This is a genomic window from Marinobacter sp. MIT932201, assembly GCF_047123295.1.
GTDB classification, from domain to species: Bacteria; Pseudomonadota; Gammaproteobacteria; order Pseudomonadales; family Oleiphilaceae; genus Marinobacter; species Marinobacter salsuginis.
The window spans coordinates 2,229,651-2,252,326 of record NZ_CP138917.1; the positions used below are offsets into that span (position 1 = coordinate 2,229,651).

Here is a 22,676-nt window from a genome sequence, read left to right on the forward strand (position 1 = left end):
GCGCTTAAAAACAAAAAGTTGTCTACATTATTTTGTTCTGAAATAGATCTTGGGAGATGTGCTCGTAACTTATTGAAAATCTGGTGCTCCGGGCCGGAATCGAACCGGCACGACCTTGCGGTCGAGAGATTTTAAGTCTCTTGTGTCTACCAATTTCACCACCGGAGCATTCGGGGGGAGGTTTTGACGGGCAGAATTGTATAAGTCTGCGTGGGGTAACGCAATTCGGATTCTGGCCTCGCCTTCAGGAGGCCGGGCTGGCCTCTGCGGGCTTGGTTGCCCTGCCCTTGTAGATGTATCCGGCAATTTTAGGTGCCTTGGGGATGTAGAGGTTTTCCAGTTCCTGGATGTCGAAGCCGGCGTGTCGGATCAGGTCGGCGATGTGGCGGTTCAGATGGCAGCCGCCAGCGAGCTTTTTCCATCCTGGGGTGATGCGGTGTTGCCACTTTCGGGTGCCGTCGTCGGGGGACTCGCCGTGTTCCAGGAACAGGAGTTCGCCGCCCGGTTTGAGCACCCGCCACATTTGCTGGAGGGCTGTATGCCAGTCCGGGATCGTGCACAGGGTGAAGGTCAGAAGAACGGTATCGACAGAGTGGTCTTCCAAGGGAATTTTTTCGCCTGGCAGGTCCAGCCACTCTACCTTGACGGGGGATCTTGCCAGATTCGATTGGGCCTTGCGTCGCATGCCTTCTGAGGGTTCCAGGCCATACACTATGTCGACATTGTCGGCATTGTAAAATTCCATGTTGATGGCCGAGCCCATGCCCACTTCCAGCACCACGCCTTTTGCATGGGGTACTACCTGGCTACGAAGCTTCATCACCTGGCCCATGGAGCATGCGCGGTCTATGATGTGGGGGAGAATCCTGTCTTCGTAAAAGCTCATCGGCAACACCATAATTGTTTTAAATCAAGGGTGCGGCAAAACGCCCTATCGAATTTGCTACCATGTTTAGTAGCATAGTAAGTATCTGCCGGTAATAACAATATAACAAACAGAGCTAAGGCAGCGGCTGAACGGGTTCGCTGGGCCCGTTTGTTATGATGTGACCGTTACCGGAGGGTTCCCATGGAACTTGATCCTCTCATTCTATCGCGAATCCAGTTCGCGTTCGTGGTGTCATTTCACGCCATCTTTCCGGTGTTTACCATCGGCCTTGCCTCCTACATTGCGGTACTCGAAGGCCTTGCCTTCAAAACCGAGAATCCTGTGTGGGTAAAGCTCTCTGCCTTCTGGACCAAGGTGTTTGCCGTGGTTTTCGGCATGGGAGTGGTGTCGGGCATCGTGATGTCGTTCCAGTTCGGAACCAACTGGAGCAATTTCGCGCAGGCCTCAGCCAACTTCCTTGGCCCTATCTTGAGTTATGAGGTGGTTACGGCGTTCTTCCTGGAGGCGGCGTTCCTCGGGGTGCTGCTCTTCGGTCGGGATAAGGTGCCGGCGGGCGTTCACCTGTTTGCCGCCATCATGGTTGCGACGGGTACCTTTATTTCCTCCTTCTGGATTCTCTCGGCCAACAGCTGGATGCAGACCCCGGCCGGCACCGAGCTGCGCGACGGCGTGTTCTATGTGACTTCCTGGAGCGAGGCGATCTTTAACCCCTCCTTCCCTTACCGCTTTGCCCATATGGCGCTGGCGTCCTTCCTCACCGGCGGCTTCGTGGTGGCCGGCGTGAGCGCCTGGTTTCTCCTGCGGGGTCGCGAGGTGGAGGCCAATAAGAAAGCGCTGTCCATGTGCCTGTGGCTTTTGCTGTTCATTGCTCCTGCTCAGGCGGTGCTGGGTGATTTCCACGGTCTGAACACCCTGGAGCACCAGCCCACCAAGGTTGCGGCCATGGAAGGTAACTGGGAAACCTCCCGCAATGTGCCGTTGCTGCTGTTCGCCATTCCCGATCAGGAAAACCAGCGGAACCTGTACGAGATCGGTATTCCCAGCCTGGCCAGCTTCATTCTGACCCATGAATGGGACGGAGAGGTGCCGGGTGTGAGCGCAGTGCCGGTTGAAGAACAGCCTCCGGTGGCGATTGTGTTCTGGTCCTTCCGGATCATGGTAGGTATTGGCCTGCTGATGATCGCCTTCGCGGTAACCGGTCTGGTTCTGCGTGCCGGCGGCAGGTACTGGCGCACCAACTGGTTCCTGCAGGGGATGCGTTTCATGAGCATTGCGCCCTTCTTTGCGGTGCTCACCGGCTGGTTCGTCACCGAAGTGGGCCGCGCGCCCTGGCTCGTGTATGGCCAGATGACCCAGGCCGAGGCACTGACCCCGTCGCTGACCGGCGGCATGGCGTTGTTCACGCTCATCGGCTATATCGTTGTGTACGCTCTGGTGTTTTCTGCCGGTGTCTACTACCTCATGCGTGTGTTGTATGTCGGTCTTGAAGACCGTGATGAGGACGAACACGAGGCAGATCGACCCAAGCGTCCGTTCTCCGCTGCACATGTGCCTTTCGAAATCGAACACGATTCTGACGATACTGTTGGTACTGCCAAGCCCGTCAACCAGGGAGGTCACTGATTATGGAACTGTTTGATCTGCCTCTTATCTGGGCATTCATTATCGGCTTCGGCATTATCATGTATGTGTTGATGGACGGGTTCGACCTGGGCGTGGGCATTCTCTTCCCCTTTGCTCCGAACGAGGAAGCCCGCGACACCATGATGAATTCGGTGGCCCCGGTGTGGGACGGCAATGAAACCTGGCTGGTGCTCGGTGGCGCCGGTCTTCTGGCCGCCTTCCCCATGGTTTATTCCATCTTCCTGCCGGCGCTCTATATCGGCGTATTCCTGCTATTGGCCGGGCTGATTTTCCGGGGCGTGGCCTTTGAGTTCCGGTTCAAGGCCCGTACGTCACGTTATCTCTGGAACTGGGCGTTTGCCGGCGGCTCCACAGTTGCATCCTTTGCCCAGGGTGCTGTGGTCGGGGCCTATATCCAGGGCTTTGAAACCGCCAATGGCGTCTATGTTGGCAGCGCGCTGGACTGGCTGACGCCGTTCACTGTGCTCACGGGTCTGGGTATGCTGGCCGGCTATGCCCTGCTGGGTTCCACCTGGCTGATCATGAAAACCGAGGGGAACCTGCAGCAGTGGGCCTACAAGATCACCCTGCCCTTGCTCCTCGCGGTGTTGGTGGTCTTTGGCATCATCGGTGTCTGGACGCCCTTCGTGGATGAGATGGTGCGTGAGCGCTGGTTCTCCAACCTGAGCATTATCTGGGTCCTGCCGGTTCTGACACTGTTTTGTGCTATCCAGATTTACCGTTCGGTTCGTGATCGCAAAGACGGCATGCCGTTCGTGGCTACCATGGGCCTGTTCATCACCACCTATCTGGGCCTGGTGGTCAGCCGCTGGCCCTATGTGGTCCCGCCGGAATACACGCTCTGGGAGGCAGCCTCCGCCTATGAATCCCAGCTGTTCCTCCTGTTGGGTCTGCTGTTCGTGATTCCGATTGTGCTGGTCTACACCGCCTGGACCTATTGGGTCTTCCGCGGCAAGGTACGCGCCGGCGAGGGATATCACTAAGTGGCGGAGCCATCGGCCAATGGGGGCGGAGAGAATACCTCCGCCGCCGATCAGAAAGCCGTCAAAGGATGGCTTTCTGATCTGGCCCGTGGCAACCGCCTGTGGATCCGGAGTACCGTGGCTGCCGGCACCGTTGCCGGCATTGCCACCATTATTCAGATGTTTTTGCTTGCCCGGATTATCCATCTGGGCATCATTGACGAGGTTCCGGTTGCGGACCTCACTTCTCTTTTTCTGGGTCTGATTATCGCCCTCGTTGTGCGCGCACTTGGCCAGGGCTACCAGACCCGCTTCGCCGCTCGATGCAGCGAACAGGTTCGCCGTGACGCCCGCCGGCAACTCCACAAGCACTGGCAGGTCACCGGCCCTGTTGAACTGGGCCAGTCTTCGGCTGGCGCGCTTGCCCGCGAATGGATAGATCACGTGGAAGCCCTGCATGGCTACTTCGCCCGTTTTCTACCGCAGATGACCCTGTCGATGATTGTGCCACTGCTGATCCTCGCCCTGGTGTTCTGGCTGGATTGGCTGGCCGGCATCTTCCTGCTGCTGTCTGCACCGCTGATTCCCCTGTTCATGGCGCTGGTGGGTATGGGTGCGGAGAAACTGAACCAGCAGCATTTTGAAACCATCAGCCGACTATCCGGCCAGTTCCTGGACAAGGTACGCGGCCTGACTACGCTGCAGCTCTTCGGGCAGACCGAGGGGGCAGCCGAGCTGATTCGCAAGCGCTCGGATCATTACCGACGCATCACCATGAAAACGCTCCGGGTCGCGTTTCTGTCGTCGGCGGTTCTGGAGTTTTTTGCGTCGGTGGCCATCGCCGTTATCGCCATCTACATCGGGTTTGGTCTGCTGGGCTACATCACCTACGGGCCTTCCGAAGATCTGACCCTGTTTTCCGGACTGCTGATTCTTTTACTGGCCCCGGAGTTTTTCCAGCCGCTGCGCACCCTTTCCCAGCATTATCATGATCGTGCCGCAGCGATGGGTGCTGGTACCGAAATTCTTGAGCGGCTGGCATCCCCGGTGAACCTTCAGAGCGCGAGTGAAACCGTGTCTGTGGAGGGCGCGGAAGACCGGATCGAGCTGCGTTCCGTCAGCAAGAGCTTCCGGTCGGGTCAGAAGGTGTTGAGTGATCTCACGCTGACCATCCGCAAAGGCGAAGTGGTTGCCCTGACAGGCCCCTCCGGCGGCGGGAAGTCCACCCTGCTACACCTGCTGGCCGGCTTTATCGCACCGGATGCTGGTCAGATCCACCTGTTCGGCGAGGCACCGGGCAGTTTCCGCTTTGGCTGGCTGGGCCAGAAAGGGTTTCTGGTTCACGGCACCTGGGCCGACAACCTCAGACTGACCACTCCGGATGCCTCTGATATCGCCATCGAGACGGCCCTGCGCAATGTGGGCCTCGGTTCCCTGCTCGACAGTCGCCAACAGGGTATTTACAGCCCGGTATCCGAGGAGGGCCAGGGGCTTTCCGGCGGCCAGGCGAGAAGGCTGAGTCTGGCGCGTATTTTCCTGGCAGATTACAGCCTGATTTTACTAGATGAACCCACTGCCGGCCTGGACAGCGACAGTGAAGTGTTTGTGCTGAAGGCCCTGCATAAACTGGCGATGGCCGGCAAAACCCTGATTTTCTCCACCCATCACCATGCCCTGCTGACTCTGGCAAATCGCGTGCTACTGGTCTCCGACGGGGAGGTGAGCGATGCGTGACCTGAAGCCCTGGCTGGACCTGATCTTCAAACGCCCGGGACGTTTGGTTGTGGGCGGTTTCCTGATTCTCGCTACCCTGCTCTCGGGCATTGGCCTGTTGGCGGTTTCGGGCTGGTTTATTACCGAAACTGCGCTGGTTGGCCTGCTGTTGGCGGCAGGCGTGGCGGCGACCATAAACCTTTACGTGCCCGGCGGCGCGATCCGGTTTTTTGCCGTTTCCCGCACGGTGTTCCGGTATATGGAGCGGGTTTACAACCACGATACCGTTCTGAGGTTGCTCACAGATATTCGTGTCGCTTTGTTCAAACGTTTGTCCCGCGCCAGTCGCGTTCGCCGTGGCGAGCTGAGCGGCGCCCAGTGGCTATCCAGGCTGACCACCGATGTGGATGCCCTGGATACCCTCTACCTGCGCCTGATCGCGCCCACCGCCCTTGCGGGCCTGGTTACTCTGCTGGTGATGGTTTTGGCTGCCGTGCTCTTCGATATCGGCACAGCGTTGCTGGTGGGACTGTTGCTGGTCATTGCCCTGGTAATCGCGACCGCAGGGGTTTATCTGAGAACCTGGCCCCTGGCGGCCCGGCAAAGCGACCGGCAGGAAGACCTTCGAACGGCGGTGATCGAGCACATCGAGGGTTTCCCGGAGCTGACCGCTGCCGGGCGTACTGGTAAACATGCGGCCTGGCTCATGCGTCAGGCTCATCAGGTAACTGCCGAGCAGGCCAGGGCCGATACCCGGGTAGGCTGGCATCTGGCTGGCTCCCATTTGTTCGTCAATCTCTCTGCCGTTCTGGCCCTTTGGGCAGGCTTCGCCCTGTTCCAGTCGGGGTCGGTGTCCGGCCCGGTGTTGGTTTTACTGCCCATTGCCCTGCTCGGCCTGGCCGAGGTCTACGCCATGCTGCCGGATGCCTTTGGCAAGCTCGGGGCAACCGTCGCGTCTGCGGCGCGGTTGAACCGGGATTGCCGGGAGGATGACCGGAACGCCGCGCCCAGCGCCTCAGAACTGCCGCCGGGAAAAGCCCTTCTGGCGGAAGATATTGTCGTAAAACATGAGGGTTACGCGCCTTTATTTACGCACTTCAACCTTGGGATTGAGGATAGAGAGCACATCGGCATTCTCGGGCATTCGGGCAGCGGCAAATCCTCCCTGGCGGATGTGCTCGCCGGCCTGCTGCCCACCGCCCAGGGCAATCTGGCGAGGAGGGAGTGCGTTTACCTCACCCAGAAAACCGTGTTGTTTGAGGATACCCTCCGGGCCAATCTGCTGTTGGGCTCGCCCGAGGCCTCGGACACCGAACTCTGGAGCATCCTGGAGCAGATGGAGTTGGCTGAACGTTTTGCCACCGAACCGGACCGCCTAGATACCTGGCTCGGCAGTGCCGGCAGCCGACTCTCCGGCGGTGAAGCAAGGCGTGTGGCCCTGGCGCGTGTGCTATTGAACCCCGCCCCGCTGGTAATACTGGATGAGCCGTTTACCGGCCTGGATGCCGATACCCGGGCGCGGATTTCAAAACGGATGGAAACGCTTCTGGAAGGAAAAACCGTCATCAGTCTGGCACACGGGTCGGATGCCCTCCCGGACACCGACCGTGTGATTTACCTCAGCGGTTAACGGGTCTCGAGTACCTCGAAAGTCAGGCCCGCCTTGCTGGTGAGACGGTCCATCAGCTTGCCGTCGAGCAGCGAAGACGGCGTCCAGAACCCGCCGGGCTGATCCGCCGGAATATCGAACGCCAGACACATCCCTGCTTCACCCAACATCTTGCCGGTGGAACCGTAGCCCGGGTCCTGATCGCCGGTCACCTTGGTGATAATGGTTTTGCCATCCTCTGTGCGGCCAACAAAACGAAGGTCATAGAACCCGGCCTTCTGGGCTTCCGGGCTGGGTCCTTCGCCCGGCTTGGGCACGAACTTCTCAACCAGCCAGCGGGTGGGTTTGACGGCAGAGGCCATCAGGAATGCCCCCAGACCGCCGGTGACGGCATACGCTGCCAGACGGCCCTTGGTACCACGACCGGTCATCATGGCTTCGTCGTAGGTGAACTCCTTGCCATAACGCGCGTTCTGCAGGGCGTTGGAACGATGAACCACGCGTGTGTTGATCGCTGCCATCACAAAAGGCGCCAGCCAGGCGTTGAAGGTCTTGTCGTACTCTTCACCTTTCAGGCTCGGCTGACGGGTCTTGGAGCGATGATCTGGCGGGCAGATTGAAAACGGATTGGCCATTTGTTTCCGCAGTTTCGGATCGGCCGCGGCTTCCTTTACCGCGTTCATCAGGGAGGCAACGGTCCCACCCGAGAATTCGCCTTTGGCGGTTTTCACCCGCATGCGAACATCCCGGCATGGCGCACCGAAGGTCTGCTCTGCCTGGTTCTGAAGGAACCACACGCCCATGTCGGAGGGAATCGAATCGAAGCCGCAGCAATGCACGATGCGGGCACCGGAGGACTTGGCTTCTTCCTCGTAGCGCTCCACCATCTTGCGGATCCACTGCACTTCGCCGGTCAGGTCGCAATAATCCGTGCCACTGCGCACGCACGCCTGAACCAGAGGCTCACCGTAAAGCGCGTAGGGGCCAACGGTGGAAATAATGACTCGGGTTTGCTCGCACATGGCCTTCAGGGCGGCCTCATTAGACGCATCCGCGAGGATCACTGGCAGGCCTTTGGCTTTGGAGCCAAGTTCACCCTTCAGGGTGTTGAGCTTGCTCTCGGAGCGACCGGCAATTGCCCATTTCACCGATTGACCCACTCCGTAAGTTTCGAGCAAGTAACGGGTGAGAATCTGGCCAACGAAACTGGTGGCACCGAACACCACCAGGTCATAGGCCGTTTCTGAGGATTTGGTCATTGCTCTTCCTTAGTCAAAATTAGCTTGAAAGTTGAGAGAGAATTAACAGAGCACTGGTTCAGGGTTCAACGAACGGCTGCAGTTGCCTTGGTGCCCATCAGGCGCATGAATACGGCCACGCCCAGGCCCCAGAACCCGTTGAGGATAAGCCCGCCAACCCAGGTCTGGGCAGAGACATCAAGCCCTTTAAGGGGAAACACCACTAGCATGGCAACGGCTGTGGGACCAACTGCCCCTACAATGACATGCCCCAGCCAGAACTTCATCCCTGCAAGGCGACCGAGAATCAGCCAAAGCAACATACCCCAGAGGCCCCCAAAGAACGCCAGTGATACAACCTGCGGAACGCCCAGCGGTGGTACCGGTGACATGTTGAACGGCGCTGCGGGCGCAACACCGCCCAGCCAGAACAGTGCGAACAGGCCCTGATGGAATACCAGGGTCGCGAGAAAACCACTTGCAAACGCCTTGAACCAAACCATGAACGATCCTCTGTTGGTGTGAATAGTTGGCCTTAACTCGTTGATTCTGCGTAGCTCATCCTACAACTGCAACCGATATTAGCAGTTTTGAGCGCTCGTTCTACTTTCCCCGCCGCGCTATTGGATCCGTCGTCACGGCCAATCGTTTGTCACACTTCATGGGGCACACTGCAACACAGTGCACGACACGATTTCCGGAGGTTCGAATTGATCACCTTTTTGATGGTACTGAGCATCTTGCTTGTGCTGTTCAGCGCTTTCGTCTGCTGGCAGGTTCTTGAACAGCGCAAAGCGATCGCACAGATGATGGAGAATGACGACATCGCAGATTCCGAGCAGCAGCCGGAAATGGTTATTACGCTACGGGTACTGGATCCGATTGCCCTGGCCAAACGGGAATCACGCTCTGCCCGCGTGCTTGCCGACAAACTCCCCGTGATGGTCCGCAAAATGGTGTACCAGGAAGTGCTAAAAGAGCTCGAAAACGAAATGGCAGAGCGTGAAATCGAGGTCGACATGCAGCTTGAGTATCGATGATTCGGGTAGTCACTCCGGTTGATGGAAGCGCATTAACATGATCACCACCGCGATCGTATCTTTTCTCCTGCTACTGGCCTTCATGGGCTTCGGCATCGCCTATTGGCAGCTCCTGCTGTGCCGCCGTGAAGCCCGGATTCTCAATTCTCATCGGGTGGCGGCACACAGCGCCCTACAGAAAAGCAGAATGGATCTTCTGGAAGTACGGAACCGTGCCCGCCTGCTCGAAGATTCCGTCTCAGGCGGTGCCAGCGCAGTGGAGAGAGTTCACAAGGCGATTTCCAACACCACGTTCGGGCTGATTGATCTTTTCTCGAAAGATGAAGAGTTCCGGCAGACGGCCCGAAAAGCGCGAGCCACCCATGACCAGAGCAGTCAGCAGATATACCGAACGGTACGCACCACCAACAAGGCACTGCACATCCTTGCCGATACCCTGATCATCGGCAAGGCCGAAAAGCGGCTGGCGTCCCGCAAGCGTGACAAGGGCCAAGGTTCCGACGATCAATAGCTTTTGGGAGGTTAGCTCTTTTCCCAGGATTTGAGCACCACGTCGACGGTCACCTCCAGTGAGTCAAGCGCTGCTGCCTTCTCAAGTCCCTCGGCGCTGGCCCGGTATAGATGCGGTGTCATGGCCAGAAGATCGGCAATACTTTCCTGATCCGGGAGTGTCACGGAGAAACGCACGACGGTAGAGTCCAGTTGTCGGAAGCCCTCCGGTGCTGCGCTGTCGGTCTTTCCAGGCGATTTCAGCTCGGGATAGATGATTTCTCGCAGCTCTCGAAGATGATCGGCACCGGCATCCACCTGGATCACCTGCCCACCGGGCTTGAGCACACGGGCAAATTCGCCATAGACCGGAAAACCAAACAGGCAAAGCACCAGATCCAGTGATTCCGGCAGAACCGGCAGGTTTGCATTGCTGCCCACTACCCATCGGGTCTGTTTATCCTGTTTTGCCGCTGCGAGGACCGCCCATTTCGAAATATCGACACCAATCATCGCAAGGTCTTTATCGCCAGCCTTGCCTGCCAGGTGCCGTAGGTAATAGCCTTCTCCGGAACCTGCGTCCAGCACCGACCCCTTCCCCTCATCGGGCAGCGACTGCAGCGCCCGATCGCTAACCGACTCGGCGATCCTTGCGTAGAAGCCGGCATTCAGGAACCGTTGTCTGGCCGCCACCATCGCCTTGCTGTCGCCCGGGTCCAGGGTACGTTTCTTCTGGACCGGCAACAGGTGCACGTAGCCCTGCCGGGCGACATCAAAACTGTGCCCGTTCTCGCACCACCAGGACGTTCCGCTGGCGGTGAGCGCGCACCCGTCCAACGGGCAGGCTAAAGCATCAAAGGGTGTGGTGGTCATGGTGTTTGAATCCGGTTCAACAGTCGGGCCGGGTATCATGGCACGTATTGGAGTTTCACCCAACGCAAAAAGGCACCCGAAGGTGCCTTTTTGGATGAAGAACCGAAGGTTACAGAACTTTCTTCAGCTCTTCTTCAAGCTGCGGAACCGCTTCAAACAGGTCCGCTACCAGGCCGTAATCGGCAACCTGGAAGATCGGCGCTTCTTCATCCTTGTTGATCGCAACGATCACCTTGGAATCAGACATACCGGCCAGGTGCTGAATGGCACCGGAAATGCCCACGGCGATATAGAGCTGCGGAGCAACAATCTTACCGGTCTGGCCAACCTGCATGTCGTTCGGTACGAAGCCGGCGTCAACAGCAGCACGGGATGCGCCAACAGCGGCACCCATCAGATCGGCAACCTGCTCAAGCATCTTGAAGTTGTCGCCGTTTTGCATGCCGCGACCACCGGAAACCACGATACCGGCGCTTGCCAGATCAGGACGGTCAGACTTGGCCAGCTCTTCGCTAACGAACTGGGACAGGCCAGCGTCTTTTACAACGTCCAGCTGTTCAACGGCAGCGGAGCCACCTTCAGCAGCAACCGGGTCGAACGCGGTCGGACGAACAGTAACGACTTTGATGCTGTCACTGGATTTTACAGTGGCAATGGCGTTACCAGCGTAGATCGGGCGAACGAAGGTATCTTCGGACTCCACGCGCATGATGTCGGAAACCTGGGCAACGTCCAGCAGTGCAGCAACGCGCGGCATGAAGTCTTTGCCCACGGTGCCAGCGGCGGCCAGGATGTGGCTGTAGCCCTTGCCAACTTCGGCAACCAGCTCACCCAGGTTCTCGCCCAGGAAGTGACCATAAGCAGCGTTGTCGGCAACCAGTACCTTGTTAACGCCTTCGGCCTTGGCAGCTGCCTCAGCAACGGCACCACAGTTCTCACCGGCAACCAGTACGTCGATGTCTCCGCCGATGGCCTTGGCAGCCGCTACAACATTCAGGGTAGCCTGTTTCAGGCTGCTGTTGTCATGTTCAGCAATTACAAGGATGCTCATTTAGATCACCTTCGCTTCGTTCTTCAGTTTATCGACCAGCTCGGCAACGTCGGCCACTTTCACACCCGCCTGACGGGAAGCAGGCGCTTCAACCTTCAGGGTGGAAAGGCGCGGAGCGATGTCGACACCCAGATCGGCCGGGCTCATGTTGTCCAGCGGCTTCTTCTTGGCCTTCATGATGTTCGGCAGAGAAGCATAGCGCGGCTCGTTCAGACGCAGGTCGGTGGTGACAACCGCAGGCAGATTCAGGGAAACGGTCATCAGACCACCGTCTACCTCACGGGTTACGTTAACCTTGTCACCCTCAACAACCACTTCAGAAGCGAAAGTGCCCTGACCCATGCCGGTCAGCGCGGCCAGCATCTGGCCAGTCTGGTTGTTATCGGAATCGATGGACTGCTTGCCAAGAATGACCAGCTTCGGCTCTTCTTTCTCAACAACAGCCTTCAGCAGCTTGGCCGCTTCGAGAGACTGAACCTCCTCGTCGGTTTCGACGTGGATGCCACGGTCTGCACCCAGCGCCAGCGCAGTACGGATCTGCTCCTGAGAGGCTTTCGGACCGATGGATACCACCACGATTTCACTGGCAACACCCTTCTCCTTCAGGCGAACGGCTTCTTCTACCGCGATTTCGCAGAACGGGTTCATTGCCATCTTGACGTTGGCGAGGTCAACACCGGTGTTGTCCGGCTTGACGCGCACCTTTACGTTGTAGTCGATTACTCGTTTTACAGCGACCAGAACCTTCATAGATTCCTCGTTCTTCTACGATGGGTTTATGACTTGCAGTCCTCGCGCAGAGCCTGCCGACATTCAATGCGCATTAATGATGGAGGCAACACTCAGCAGAATCAATAGCCTCAAACGACGCGCCAGGACTGAACTTTCAGCCAATTCCCCGGTATTGACCGGGAACGGCAATGAGACGATACTAGATTTCGACTCAAAACACACGATGTTTCAGTGTGCTCTTACAATGCCAAAGGTCAGAGTGAATTTCAAACAAACGTTTGTTTGATTCTTCAAATACGGTATCCTTTTGGTTATGCAAGTCGGGACAAACGGCTTGGGGCGGTCGTCTATACGCAGTTTTACCGGTATGATGGCGGCCCAGAATAATTGGCCTGCGGGCACATAATTTCCATTAAAGATGTTTGAGGAGACCAACGTGGAACGCGAATCGATGGAATTTGATGTTCTGATCGTCGGCGGCGGCCCGGCGGGCCTGTCTGCAGCGTGCCGTGTCATGCAGTTGGCACAGGAATCCGGCGAGGAACTCACCGTATGCGTGGTAGAGAAAGGTTCTGAGATCGGCGCACACATTCTGGCCGGTACCGTATTCGAGCCCACTGCCCTCAACGAACTCTTCCCGGACTGGAAAGAGAAAGGCGCTCCGCTGAACACGCCCGTTACCCGTGACGACATTTTCCTGCTGAAGAACCAGGATAGCGCCACCAAGATCCCCAATGCCTTTGTGCCCAAGAACATGCACAACCATGGCAACTACATCATCAGCCTGGGCAACCTGTGCCGCTGGCTGGCCGAACAGGCCGAGCAGCTTGGCGTTGAGGTCTATCCGGGCTTTGCGGCCGCCGAGACCATCGTTGAGGATGGCCAGGTAAAAGGTATTATCACCGGCGATATGGGCGTGGCCCGCGACGGTTCCGAGAAAGACGGCTACATGCCGGGCATGGAACTGCGCGCCAAGTACACTCTCTTCACCGAAGGCTGCCGTGGCCACCTGGGCAAGCGCCTGATCAACGACTTCAAGCTGGATGAAGGCAAGGATCCCCAGCACTACGGCATCGGCATCAAGGAGCTGTGGGACATCGATCCGGCCAAACACGAGCCAGGCCTGGTCGTCCATACCACCGGTTGGCCGCTCAACGAGACCGGCTCCACCGGCGGCTCTTTCCTGTATCACCTGGAGAATGGCCAGGTTTACGTGGGCCTGATTACCGATCTGTCCTACAGCAACCCGCATCTGAGCCCATTCGAAGAGTTCCAGCGCCTGAAGCTGCACCCGGAGATCAAGAAGCACCTGGAAGGTGGCAAGCGGGTGTCCTACGGTGCGCGCGCCATCGCCAAGGGCGGCTACAATGCCCTGCCGAAAATGAGCTTCCCGGGCGGCCTTCTGCTGGGTTGCGACGCTGGCACCCTGAACAGCTCCAAGATCAAGGGTTCCCACACCGCCATGAAGTCCGGCCTGTTGGGCGCCGAAGCGGTCTTCGAGGCCCTTAAGGAAGGCAAGAGCGGTGAGGAAATCACCAGCTTCCAGAAGCGCTTCGAGGATAGCTGGCTGTACAAGGAACTCTACGCCGAGCGTAACTTCGGCCCGGCCATGCACAAGTTCGGCAACGTGGTGGGCGGCGCCATTGCCTTCTTCGAGCAGAACATCCTGCGTGGCAGCCTGCCGATCACCTTCCACGATACCACTCCGGACTACGCCACCCTGAAGCCGGCGTCCGAGTGCAAGAAGGTGACTTATCCCAAGCCGGATAACACGCTGACCTTTGACCGCCTGTCCTCGGTGTTTATTTCCAACACCAACCACGAGGAAGACCAGCCGGTACACCTGAAGCTAACGGATCCGGAGCTGCCGATTCGTGACAACCTGCCGAAATACGACGAGCCTGCGCAGCGTTACTGCCCGGCTGGTGTGTACGAGGTAGTAGAGAAAGACGATGGCAGCGGCAAGCGCTTCCAGATCAACGCCCAGAACTGTGTTCACTGCAAGACCTGCGATATCAAGGATCCTGCCCAGAACATCAACTGGGTGACTCCGGAAGGGGGCGGTGGCCCGAACTATCCGAACATGTAAGTTCGGTTCCCCGTGAAAAAAGCGGCCCTTTTGGGCCGTTTTTTTTTTGGATATAGGGTTGTCTGATTACGGCTGGATTAATTCCAGGCATAAAAAAACGGCTCCATGAGGAGCCGTTTTTCGTTGCGCTTCAGAAAAGCTTAGTGAGCGTGACCGTGCTCTTGCTCTTCGTCAGTCGCGTCGCGAGCTTCTACCACTTCTACGTCGAAGTGCAGAGTCTGCCCGGCGAGCGGATGGTTGGCGTCGATGGTGACGGTTTCGTCGCCAACTTCAACCACGCGAACAACCTGGGGGCCGCCCGGGGTCTGTGCCTGGAACTGCATGCCCGGCTCGATGGTGTCGACGCCTTCAAATGCAGAACGTGGAACCGGCTGTATCAGTTCTTCGTTTACTTCGCCGTAGCCTTCTGCAGGTTCTACAGAAACCTTAACCTGATCGCCTGCGTTCTTTTCGTTCAATGCACTTTCCAGTCCACCGATAATGTTCTGTGCACCTTCCAGGTAAGACAGAGGCTCGCGACCTTCTACACGGGAGGAATCAAGCTGCTCTCCCTGATCGTTGGTGAGCGTGTAATGGATGGTGACAACACGAGGTTGGGCCATGTGATCTCCTTGCGTGTCCGCAATGACTGTTTAATTGATTTAGGCAATCGAAAGTGATCGTGAACAGCCAGACTGAACAGAGGGACTAACGACCACCGGGCCTCGTTAGAGAGCCAGGCTCATAACAAGTATGAAAACACAGTTTAACAACTGAGTTGATGCGTTTTCTACCGTAATTCTGGGGCCGCGGTACGGGTTTTCAACCACCCTGCCCGATTTTATAGAAAATTCCGTGGCTAAAGACGCCGAGGGTCGGATGACCACCCTCGTTTCGCTCGACCACATGGTCAGCCAGATCATAATAGGCAGCCGTGACCAGGCGTGCGTCGACGCCATGGCGAACCTTCACAACCGGGCGAGGCTCGTCGGAGCCCGGATAGGTTCCCACTTCCAGCGGGTGGTTCTGGCCGATCTCCAGGGTTTCGCCCACATTGGTAGTTAATGAGATGACCTGCCGGTCGCCCTCTCCGGTTACCTGGAGCGAGTGCGCCAGAAGCGGTGCATCCTCAACCTGGATTCGCCACTTCTCGACCGGGGTTACCAGGTAGTACTCGCCATCTTCTTCCTTGCGGAGAATGGTGGAGAAGAGACGCACGATGGCTTCCCGCGCCAATGGCTCACCCTTGAATATCCACTGGCCATCACGGGTGATGCGCAGGTCCATATCGCCCGAGAGCTCGGGGTTCCACTTATCCAGGGGCGGGTTTCTGGCATTCTTCACGGTTTCCTCCACCTGTTTTGCAAGATTATCCGGATTCATGCTCATAACCGTGGCTCCCGGTCCGGTAAATTACAACCCGCGCATCCATTCCGCACGCAGCGGCGCCGCACCGGGATTTGTGATGGCCAGGTTCACCTGGTCCAGCATCTTCTGCTTGTCCCTGCCCAGCGTCCCTTTGAGGACGAGATAGTTGGAGGCGTGGTCACTTCGGAAGATGGTTTTATCCAGTTCCAGGTGCTCCAGGAACAGGCGGATTTCCTCGAACAGCCCTTGCTGTGACAGTGGAACGAAATCGTCACCGAACCCTTCCCGGAAACGCCCCTCCCCCTGCGGGAAGCTCACTACCAGGGTCGACAGGTAGTCCGGCTGGGTCTCATTACAGAGGGTGGCGGTGTTGATCGCATGCTGACGGGAGAGACTTTCACCGCCAAGCCCGTTCAGCACCATCACAGAACTGGTAAGGCCCCCTTCGCGAATCTTGACCAGCGCCGAGCGGGTAGATTCCCAGGTTTCGCCTTTGTTGACGCGGCGCAGAACCTCATCATCGCCGGATTCCATCCCGACGTAGAGAATCTGGAGGCCGGCTTCCTTCAGCTGTGCCAGCTCTTCCACGGTTTTTTTGGCAAGATTACGAGGCAGGCAGTAGCTGGAAACCCGCTGGAGGTCGGGGAAAGCCTCCCGTAATTGCCCGAGAATCTCCAGCAGGCGACGGGTCGGCAACACCATGGCGTCCCCATCCGCCAGGAAGACACGGCGCACACCACCCAGGCTGCGAGCTGCATTCTGGATATCCTTAAGCACGTCGTCGGGCTTGCGGGCCCGGAATTTCTTCTGGGGCTGGGTGTACATCTCACAGAAGGTGCATTTGTTCCAGGAACAGCCGTTGGTAACCGGAAGGATCAATGACTTGGCTTCACTGGGAGGCCGGAATACCGGCTCTACGTAGTCAATCGGAAAGCTGTACATAATCAGGCTCGGATTTGAGAATTCAGAAATCGGATAAACCGAGTATCAGGGCAGAAACTGCGCTTTCAAGTCTGCGCAGCCCGGGCCAACCACCGGCATATCGAGCATCACCGCCTGGGAAGTCATGAACGGAATGCCCCGGCGGTGGGCATCTACCAGGAGGGTGGCAAGACTACCGACCAGCGGCATGTGGGAGACAATCATCAATGGCGACTCGTGCTGCTCAATCAATGCATCGAGGCACGCGCCGGGATCGTCGTCCGGGGTGATAAACAGCTTTTCTTCAACGGGACAATTCAGGATCTCGGAAACAATTGCCGCCGTTTGCCGGGCCCGGACGTAAGGGCTGCTCCAGATCAGTTTTGGGCGCCAGGGAGACTCGGCGATGCGGGCAGCGACCTCGGCCGCGCCCAGGCGGCCGGATTCTTTCAGTTCACGCTCCTGATCCAGAGTGTGCCAGCCGGCTTCGCCGTGACGCATGATGAGCAGTTGCAAGGGCTCTCTCCTTTCAGACCGTCTCCGGCCTTTGCAAACCGTTTTACTGGCTGATGGTACGCGGCAAGATGAACTCTACGTCGGAATTCTGGACCGACATCATCAGGCTGTTGATCACCGCCTTGATGGATGCGTTCTCGTAGAGAATCTCGTAAAGACCACGGACCAGCGGCATATAGATACCGATCGCCTCGGCCTTTTCCTTAACCAGTTTCAGGGTATAGATACCTTCGGCTACCTGCCCGAGCTCTGCCACTGCATCATCCAGCTTCTGGCCCTGGCCTACTGCATAGCCCACTCGGAAATTTCGGCTCTTGGATGAGGTACAGGTGACAATCAGGTCACCAACGCCCGCCAGCCCCATGAAGGTCATCGGGTTGGCACCGAGGCTGACGGCGAACCGGCTCATTTCCGCAAGCCCCCGCGTGATCAGCATGGCCTTGGCGTTCTCCCCCATCTCCAGGGCAGAGGCGAGGCCAGCAACGATTGCATAGATATTTTTCAGTGCTCCGGCGAGTTCTACGCCATACACATCCACATTGGCGTATACGCGGAAGTATTCACAGCCCAACAGATCCTGAACGGAACGGCGCACGTCCGGATCCTTGGCGGCGATAACGGTAGCAGTCAGATCTCGATTGACGATTTCTCCTGCCAGATTGGGACCACTGAGCACGCCTGTGCGGCAACGGGGAATCTCCTCCTGGAGAATCTCGCTCATCAACTTGAAGCCGTGCTCTTCAATGCCTTTGGTCAGACTGATCACAATCTGGTCATCGCGGAATTTTTCACAGTTTTCGCGAATAACGGCCCGAAAGGCCTTGCTGGGAATGGCGACGAAGACAATTTCGGCCTTGCTGACGGCATCCGCAAGGTCCGTGGTGGGCTGAATATCTCCGGACAGTTCAACGCCGGGCATATAGCGGCTGTTCACCCGGGTGGTACGAATTTCCTCGGCCTGGTCCTGGCCGCGCATCCAGAAGTGCACGCGGTGGCCATTTTCACCCAGTACCTTGGTCATTGCGGTGCCGAAGCTGCCACCGCCCAGAACCGCTACGTCGTGCACCGGTCCGGTTGCCCCGGTGTCTTGAGGCGTCGATTGTTCAGACATAGTTCTTCCGTTTTGTCAGATCAGGTGTGAAACCGGCAGCGCCTCACATCGAGGCAAGGAGGCATTAACCGGGCTCTTCACATTCCAGAGCGCGCACCAGATTCTTGAATTCTTCCCTGTTTCGGTTGTTCAGGCCCATCAGTACCTTGTGGGCATCGAGCACCTTGTCCCGAACCTGCTGTTCGCTGGCTCTGAGTACAGGTATCTCTTCAAGCTCTTCAATACGGGACGCGGGTTCTCGAACGATGATGAATATCTTGTCGAACCCCATGGAAGTGATAATGCGGGTAATGTCAGGGTTGGTCGAAATCAGTGTGGGCAGGAAGTGGCTTTGTTTCTGGGCCGCCATGGCTATTTTGGCAAGCAGTCCGAGCGTGGTGCTGTCGATGATCTCGGTTTCGGTGAGGTCGATTACCACAGTCTTGAACTGTGGGTCCTGGGTAATGGACTCAACCAGATTGTCCAGCGTCGAACACAGGTTCAGCCGGATTTCCCCGATAAACTTCAGGACATAAATGCCCTGTTTTTCAGCTTGCAGGATCTTGTAACCAGCCATGTCTCACACTGCCACTAATTCGACGGGGTGTTATCTGATGTCCCAATGGTATCAGTAACCGATACGATAGCGATATCGTCCGGCAGCTCTGTGATCTGGTCGAGATTCAGAGCATCGCTCAGAGAGGCGATAGTGTGACGACCTCCCGATACGAGTTCAAGTAGTGTTCGTTCCTTTTCATCCAGACCTTTTTCCCGGATAACTTCCAGAATTCCATCCGAAAACAGGGTCAGATGAAACGGTTTGTTCAGGGGGACTTCGTACACCTCCCACTCAGGGGTTTCAAACAACCCGACCGGTAGCCCGCTCCCCTCCAGGAAAGCCGTCTTCCCTCCCTCGAAGGACAGGATGGGCATCGGGAAATGTGCGCCCACTGCGTAGTGCAGCTTACGCTCACTCAGGGAGATGATGCCAACGAATACGGTTACGTGTTTGCCGAGACCGGTATCCAACAATTCCGAGTTGATGCGTTCCAGGAAGCGGTCCGGGTGCAGGATATCTTCACTGGAGCCCCGGCGGAGGTTGCGCTGGAGGCGGTTGGTCAGGTTTTTCAGCAATACCGTCACGAAAGCTGAGCTGGCGCCATGGCCGGAGACATCAGCAATGTAGACCAGTACCTTGTCGTCGGAAATACGGAAATAATCCAGAAAATCGCCGCTCAGATAGAGCGACGGCTTGATCATGTGGTCCACGTGTAGGCCGCTCATAACCTGCTCGTGCTCGGGCAGCATTCGTAGCTGGACTTTCCGTCCGGCACGCTGGTCTGCCCGTAACTCGGCGATGCCGTCCCGGAGATCCCGGTTGGCCTCTTCCAGTTCCTGTCGGTACAGCTGATTCAGCCGATTGACCCGAACCCGGTCAAACAGTTTCCCGAGGACATCATCCAGGGCACCTTTGTCGTCGTTGCAGGGTTTCAGGACAAAATCGGCCGCCCCGGCCCGGAGCGCATTGACCACATCGGCACTGGATTCACTGGAGGAACAGGCCACGATCGGGGTGAAGGTTTCGGCTTCTTCCAGGCGGCTGGCAAGGTCCCGGATGGCCTCCGGAGACAGATCTGCAAAGATGACATCGGGAATGTTATCGTCAAACAGGGCCTTGGCGCCGGCGAGATCCGGATACCCCGTTACGTAGAACCCCCGCGCTTCGAGGTATCGGGCGAGATCCGTACGGGCCTTTTCATCGGCGTCTATTATAAGTATGCGCTCGGTGCGCGAGGTCATGGCGACTGCCCTAAACTACCAGCGATAAACGATAAATTGGCTTGAATAAGCCTATTCTGGCACGCCCCTGTGATATAACAAGGCCAAGTTCATGAAATCGGAGGATTCCAGCTGATGCGACGTGCCGTAAACGATCTACTCGGAGCCTATGACAAGCTGATCATGGATCCGGTTCATGGAGGCATTCCACTCTACCGGCACGAAATCCAGGTGATCGACCATCCGCTGTTCCAGCGCCTTCGAAACATCTGCCAGAACGACATCCTCAGCCTGGTCTTCCCCGGAGCAACCCATTCCCGGTTTCTGCACAGCATCGGCGTGATGCACGTGGGCACCCGTATGTTCCGCTCGATGATTGACGCCTATCTGCGGGAACGCCAGCTGAGCGAACAAACCGACCTGAGCCTGAGCCAGCTCGACGCCATCGACTACCTGGCAAAAACCATCCGTCTGGGCTGCCTGCTGCACGATAGTGGCCACTCCAGTTTCTCGCATCAGTTCACCCAGGCTCGACGCATTCGGGAGTTGATGTCCCGGCCGGGACGATTCCGGGATCTCTGGCACGGCGTGGATTACTCTGCGTACCACCCGGAAGAGCCCGATGAACTCGAACACGAACACTACTCCGTGCGAGTCGCCCACGATGTACTGACGGCCGTGGATCTGGAGAGCGCAGGCTTATACGCCCTGGATGTCATCGGCATCATGGAAACGACCGAGGTAAAGCCCAGCGAAACATTCTGCCGCCACGCTCGAACGTTCTGGGCCTTTATCGCGGGAGAGGATGCGGCCGCCGGCTCTCCCCTGAGCGAAGACATTCCGGGCCTGGTAATGGATCTGCTGTCATCCATTGTATCGGGCGAAATCGATGCCGACCGCGCTGATTACATGTTGCGGGATGGCTTCCACTCGTCGGTGACCATCGGCGGCTTCAATCTGGACCACCTGCTGAGCAATCTTCGCTTTGGCTGGGATGTTTCTGAACCCTGGCTGGGGCTGGCCATTACCCAGAAGGGGCTGGGGGCGCTGGAAGACTTTGTCTACAGTCGCCACCAGATGTACCGGAAGGTGTATGCCCACAAGACCGCACTCGGCTTTGACTGGCTGCTTCGGGAAGCAATCAACGAAGTGCTCGATGACCCGGACAACTTTGAATGGGTGGATACCTGCCTGAGCGACATGGCCTATTTTGCAGAGCTGACCGACAACTTTTTCTGGGAGGCCTTCCGGAAAGTGGCCCGCAAACACCCCAAGAGCTTTTCCTTCTGCATCGTAAACCGGGTGAAGCTGAACCACCTGGATACCCGTGAAGACCTGTCCGCCAGGGGCATTGAGCGGCACAGCGCCTGGCTGGCCGGCGAGCTTTCGCTCAACCCGGCCCAGGTGGTGACCTGCTCCATGCGGGCACGCTTCTCGAATATCCAGGACAATTTCAACGGCATCAAGGTGCTGGTGCGCGAGCCCATTCACCGTGGCCGTTCACTGAAGAAGATCACCGATGTGAGCGCCTTCTTCAGCAAATTCAGCGACGGCACCATCACCCATTTCTACACTCGCCCGGATGTTACAACGGGTAGCCAGGAGGCTCTCACTGAGTAACAGCCCCAGTGGTCAGTTCGGCAACGAGGCCGCTGGCGCTGTCAAAGGCGCCTTCAACCCGCCCGCCACTGAGCCAGTCGCCGGCAAGCCCCAGCCCGTAATCCGGAAACCATAAGTGCCCAGGCTGGTCGCCACCCTCGGAGCGGGCATAGAGCCAGCGGTGCGTGACCCATTCGTCTGGCGGGGTTTCAAAGCCGGTCAATTCCCGGAATGCGGCCAGGAGTTTGTCGGCGACTTGTTCGGCAGGCGCATCCACATGCTCTTCGGTCCAGGCCGGACTGGCGTGCAAAACCCACCACTGCCCTTTGTCTTCCCGACCGGGTTTGCTGGAATTGTTGGCCACCCAGAACAATGCCGGATGCTGGCAGCGCATACCCTCATGGTGCGGCCAGGGCGACTCAGGGAAATGAGCAGCGACAGCCCAGCATGGCAAAACCCGACTCACCGGATCATCAAGTTGCGAAGCAAGCTCTTCCAGACCGCTGTCGGCGAGAAGATCCCGGGCCTGTGCCGGCGGAGCGGTAATGATCACCTGGTCAAAGTCGCCAAGTTGAGTGCCAGAGGTATCCAGGAGGCGCCAGGACTGGTCGTTTCGGGCCAACTTGCCCACCCGGGTTTCAGTAACAACGGTGGCGTGGGCCGACAGGGCGCGGGTAATGGCCGTCATGCGTGGGGTTCCAACGAATCGCGTTTCGTCCGGAAATGGCTCCCAATTGCCTGCTTCGGTCTGGAAACCAAACCGCCCTTCCCACGGTCCGAAACTCTCCGGGCCGGCGAAATTGCGGAGAAACGGCAGGAAATCCGGATTCCGGGAGGTGAAGTACTGCGCTCCCACATCCGCCGAACCGCCGGTTACCCGTTTTGCCGCGAGCCTACCACCGGGCCCCCGGCTTTTCTCGAAGACCGTAACGTCATGGCCCAGGCTTCGTAACTGGATCGCCGCTGTCAGCCCGGCAAGGCCTGAACCAACGATAGCGATACGGCGTATAAGTGGTGAATCAAAGGTTTGATTAAACATGGTTTATCGTGCATCCAATTCCGGTAGTCAGATCGTACAACATCCCATGAAACGGC

Annotated in this window: 22 protein-coding genes and 1 tRNA gene; 8 read left to right on the top strand and 15 right to left on the bottom strand. The window is 57.6% G+C overall.

Features of this window, described 5'->3' with window-relative positions; translation table 11 throughout:
- Positions 1 to 81: 81 nt before the first annotated feature.
- Together SIC15_RS10090 and SIC15_RS10095 are read right to left on the bottom strand one after the other, a co-directional pair.
- Positions 82 to 168, bottom strand: a tRNA-Leu gene (locus SIC15_RS10090).
- 76 nt (positions 169 to 244) lie between these two features.
- Entirely contained in the window at positions 245 to 886 is a 642-nt protein-coding gene (locus SIC15_RS10095) for a class I SAM-dependent methyltransferase (protein WP_412535764.1), read from the bottom strand.
- Between the two features lie 183 nt (positions 887 to 1,069).
- Between SIC15_RS10095 and SIC15_RS10100 the strand changes: the two genes are divergently transcribed.
- Genes SIC15_RS10100 through cydC form a run of 4 tightly spaced genes read left to right on the top strand, consistent with a single transcriptional unit; the run spans position 1,070 to position 6,838 of the window.
- Positions 1,070 to 2,512: a cytochrome ubiquinol oxidase subunit I gene (locus SIC15_RS10100; protein ID WP_412535765.1), complete on the top strand. Its 1,443-nt coding sequence runs from the start codon at positions 1,070 to 1,072 to the stop codon at positions 2,510 to 2,512.
- Positions 2,513 to 2,514: 2 nt separating this feature from the next.
- A complete protein-coding gene (cydB, locus tag SIC15_RS10105; protein WP_412535766.1) occupies positions 2,515 to 3,516 on the top strand; it encodes a cytochrome d ubiquinol oxidase subunit II in 1,002 nt (333 codons plus the stop codon).
- Entirely contained in the window at positions 3,517 to 5,229 is a 1,713-nt protein-coding gene (cydD, locus tag SIC15_RS10110; protein WP_412535767.1) for a thiol reductant ABC exporter subunit CydD, read from the top strand.
- Positions 5,222 to 6,838 carry a thiol reductant ABC exporter subunit CydC gene (gene cydC / locus SIC15_RS10115; RefSeq protein ID WP_412535768.1) on the top strand — a complete coding sequence of 539 codons (1,617 nt, stop codon included), beginning with the start codon at positions 5,222 to 5,224 and terminating at the stop codon, positions 6,836 to 6,838. Before cydD ends, cydC begins: the two co-directional genes overlap by 8 nt.
- Here the strand turns inward: cydC and SIC15_RS10120 are convergent.
- Complete coding sequence (locus tag SIC15_RS10120) at positions 6,835 to 8,076, bottom strand: saccharopine dehydrogenase family protein (protein ID WP_412535769.1); 1,242 nt, start codon at positions 8,074 to 8,076, stop codon at positions 6,835 to 6,837. The genes cydC and SIC15_RS10120 overlap by 4 nt on opposite strands.
- Positions 8,077 to 8,141: 65 nt before the next feature.
- Complete coding sequence (locus SIC15_RS10125) at positions 8,142 to 8,558, bottom strand: hypothetical protein (RefSeq protein ID WP_209397303.1); 417 nt, start codon at positions 8,556 to 8,558, stop codon at positions 8,142 to 8,144.
- A gap of 207 nt (positions 8,559 to 8,765) precedes the next feature.
- On the opposite strand from SIC15_RS10125, the gene SIC15_RS10130 reads away from it, so the two are divergent.
- Both SIC15_RS10130 and SIC15_RS10135 read left to right on the top strand, forming a co-directional pair.
- Positions 8,766 to 9,095, top strand: a complete 330-nt coding sequence (locus SIC15_RS10130) for a hypothetical protein (protein WP_412535770.1) — start codon at positions 8,766 to 8,768, stop codon at positions 9,093 to 9,095.
- 37 nt (positions 9,096 to 9,132) lie between these two features.
- Positions 9,133 to 9,606, top strand: coding sequence for a hypothetical protein (locus SIC15_RS10135; protein ID WP_412535771.1), 474 nt, complete (start codon positions 9,133 to 9,135; stop codon positions 9,604 to 9,606).
- 11 nt (positions 9,607 to 9,617) lie between these two features.
- On the opposite strand, the gene SIC15_RS10140 is transcribed toward SIC15_RS10135, so the two are convergent.
- From SIC15_RS10140 to SIC15_RS10150, 3 genes are all read right to left on the bottom strand, one after another.
- Complete coding sequence (locus SIC15_RS10140) at positions 9,618 to 10,457, bottom strand: putative RNA methyltransferase (protein ID WP_209397299.1); 840 nt, start codon at positions 10,455 to 10,457, stop codon at positions 9,618 to 9,620.
- Between the two features lie 109 nt (positions 10,458 to 10,566).
- Positions 10,567 to 11,508 (bottom strand): electron transfer flavoprotein subunit alpha/FixB family protein, encoded by a 942-nt coding sequence (locus SIC15_RS10145; RefSeq protein ID WP_069183602.1) that lies wholly within the window; start codon positions 11,506 to 11,508, stop codon positions 10,567 to 10,569.
- Positions 11,509 to 12,258 (bottom strand): electron transfer flavoprotein subunit beta/FixA family protein, encoded by a 750-nt coding sequence (locus SIC15_RS10150; RefSeq protein WP_069183601.1) that lies wholly within the window; start codon positions 12,256 to 12,258, stop codon positions 11,509 to 11,511. It lies immediately after the preceding gene.
- Between the two features lie 418 nt (positions 12,259 to 12,676).
- Between SIC15_RS10150 and SIC15_RS10155 the strand changes: the two genes are divergently transcribed.
- Positions 12,677 to 14,329 (top strand): electron transfer flavoprotein-ubiquinone oxidoreductase, encoded by a 1,653-nt coding sequence (locus tag SIC15_RS10155; protein ID WP_069183712.1) that lies wholly within the window; start codon positions 12,677 to 12,679, stop codon positions 14,327 to 14,329.
- A gap of 140 nt (positions 14,330 to 14,469) precedes the next feature.
- Here SIC15_RS10155 and SIC15_RS10160 read toward each other — a convergent pair whose 3' ends face one another.
- From SIC15_RS10160 to SIC15_RS10190, 7 genes are all read right to left on the bottom strand, one after another.
- On the bottom strand, positions 14,470 to 14,931 hold the full coding sequence (locus tag SIC15_RS10160; protein ID WP_008171631.1) for an FKBP-type peptidyl-prolyl cis-trans isomerase: 462 nt from the start codon (positions 14,929 to 14,931) through the stop codon (positions 14,470 to 14,472).
- Between the two features lie 199 nt (positions 14,932 to 15,130).
- Positions 15,131 to 15,697, bottom strand: coding sequence for a DUF1285 domain-containing protein (locus tag SIC15_RS10165; protein ID WP_412535772.1), 567 nt, complete (start codon positions 15,695 to 15,697; stop codon positions 15,131 to 15,133).
- Positions 15,698 to 15,721: 24 nt separating this feature from the next.
- Positions 15,722 to 16,618, bottom strand: a complete 897-nt coding sequence (locus SIC15_RS10170; protein WP_412535773.1) for a radical SAM protein — start codon at positions 16,616 to 16,618, stop codon at positions 15,722 to 15,724.
- A gap of 45 nt (positions 16,619 to 16,663) precedes the next feature.
- Positions 16,664 to 17,113, bottom strand: a complete 450-nt coding sequence (locus SIC15_RS10175; RefSeq protein WP_412535774.1) for a SixA phosphatase family protein — start codon at positions 17,111 to 17,113, stop codon at positions 16,664 to 16,666.
- Between the two features lie 43 nt (positions 17,114 to 17,156).
- Positions 17,157 to 18,224 carry an NAD(P)H-dependent glycerol-3-phosphate dehydrogenase gene (locus SIC15_RS10180; protein ID WP_209397289.1) on the bottom strand — a complete coding sequence of 356 codons (1,068 nt, stop codon included), beginning with the start codon at positions 18,222 to 18,224 and terminating at the stop codon, positions 17,157 to 17,159.
- 64 nt (positions 18,225 to 18,288) lie between these two features.
- Positions 18,289 to 18,780: an STAS domain-containing protein gene (locus SIC15_RS10185; protein WP_064230439.1), complete on the bottom strand. Its 492-nt coding sequence runs from the start codon at positions 18,778 to 18,780 to the stop codon at positions 18,289 to 18,291.
- A gap of 14 nt (positions 18,781 to 18,794) precedes the next feature.
- Positions 18,795 to 20,003 carry a PP2C family protein-serine/threonine phosphatase gene (locus SIC15_RS10190; RefSeq protein WP_412535775.1) on the bottom strand — a complete coding sequence of 403 codons (1,209 nt, stop codon included), beginning with the start codon at positions 20,001 to 20,003 and terminating at the stop codon, positions 18,795 to 18,797.
- 114 nt (positions 20,004 to 20,117) lie between these two features.
- On the opposite strand from SIC15_RS10190, the gene SIC15_RS10195 reads away from it, so the two are divergent.
- Complete coding sequence (locus SIC15_RS10195) at positions 20,118 to 21,602, top strand: HD domain-containing protein (protein ID WP_412535776.1); 1,485 nt, start codon at positions 20,118 to 20,120, stop codon at positions 21,600 to 21,602.
- On the opposite strand, the gene SIC15_RS10200 is transcribed toward SIC15_RS10195, so the two are convergent.
- Positions 21,592 to 22,620, bottom strand: coding sequence for an NAD(P)/FAD-dependent oxidoreductase (locus SIC15_RS10200; protein ID WP_412535777.1), 1,029 nt, complete (start codon positions 22,618 to 22,620; stop codon positions 21,592 to 21,594). The genes SIC15_RS10195 and SIC15_RS10200 overlap by 11 nt on opposite strands.
- Positions 22,621 to 22,676: the final 56 nt, after the last annotated feature.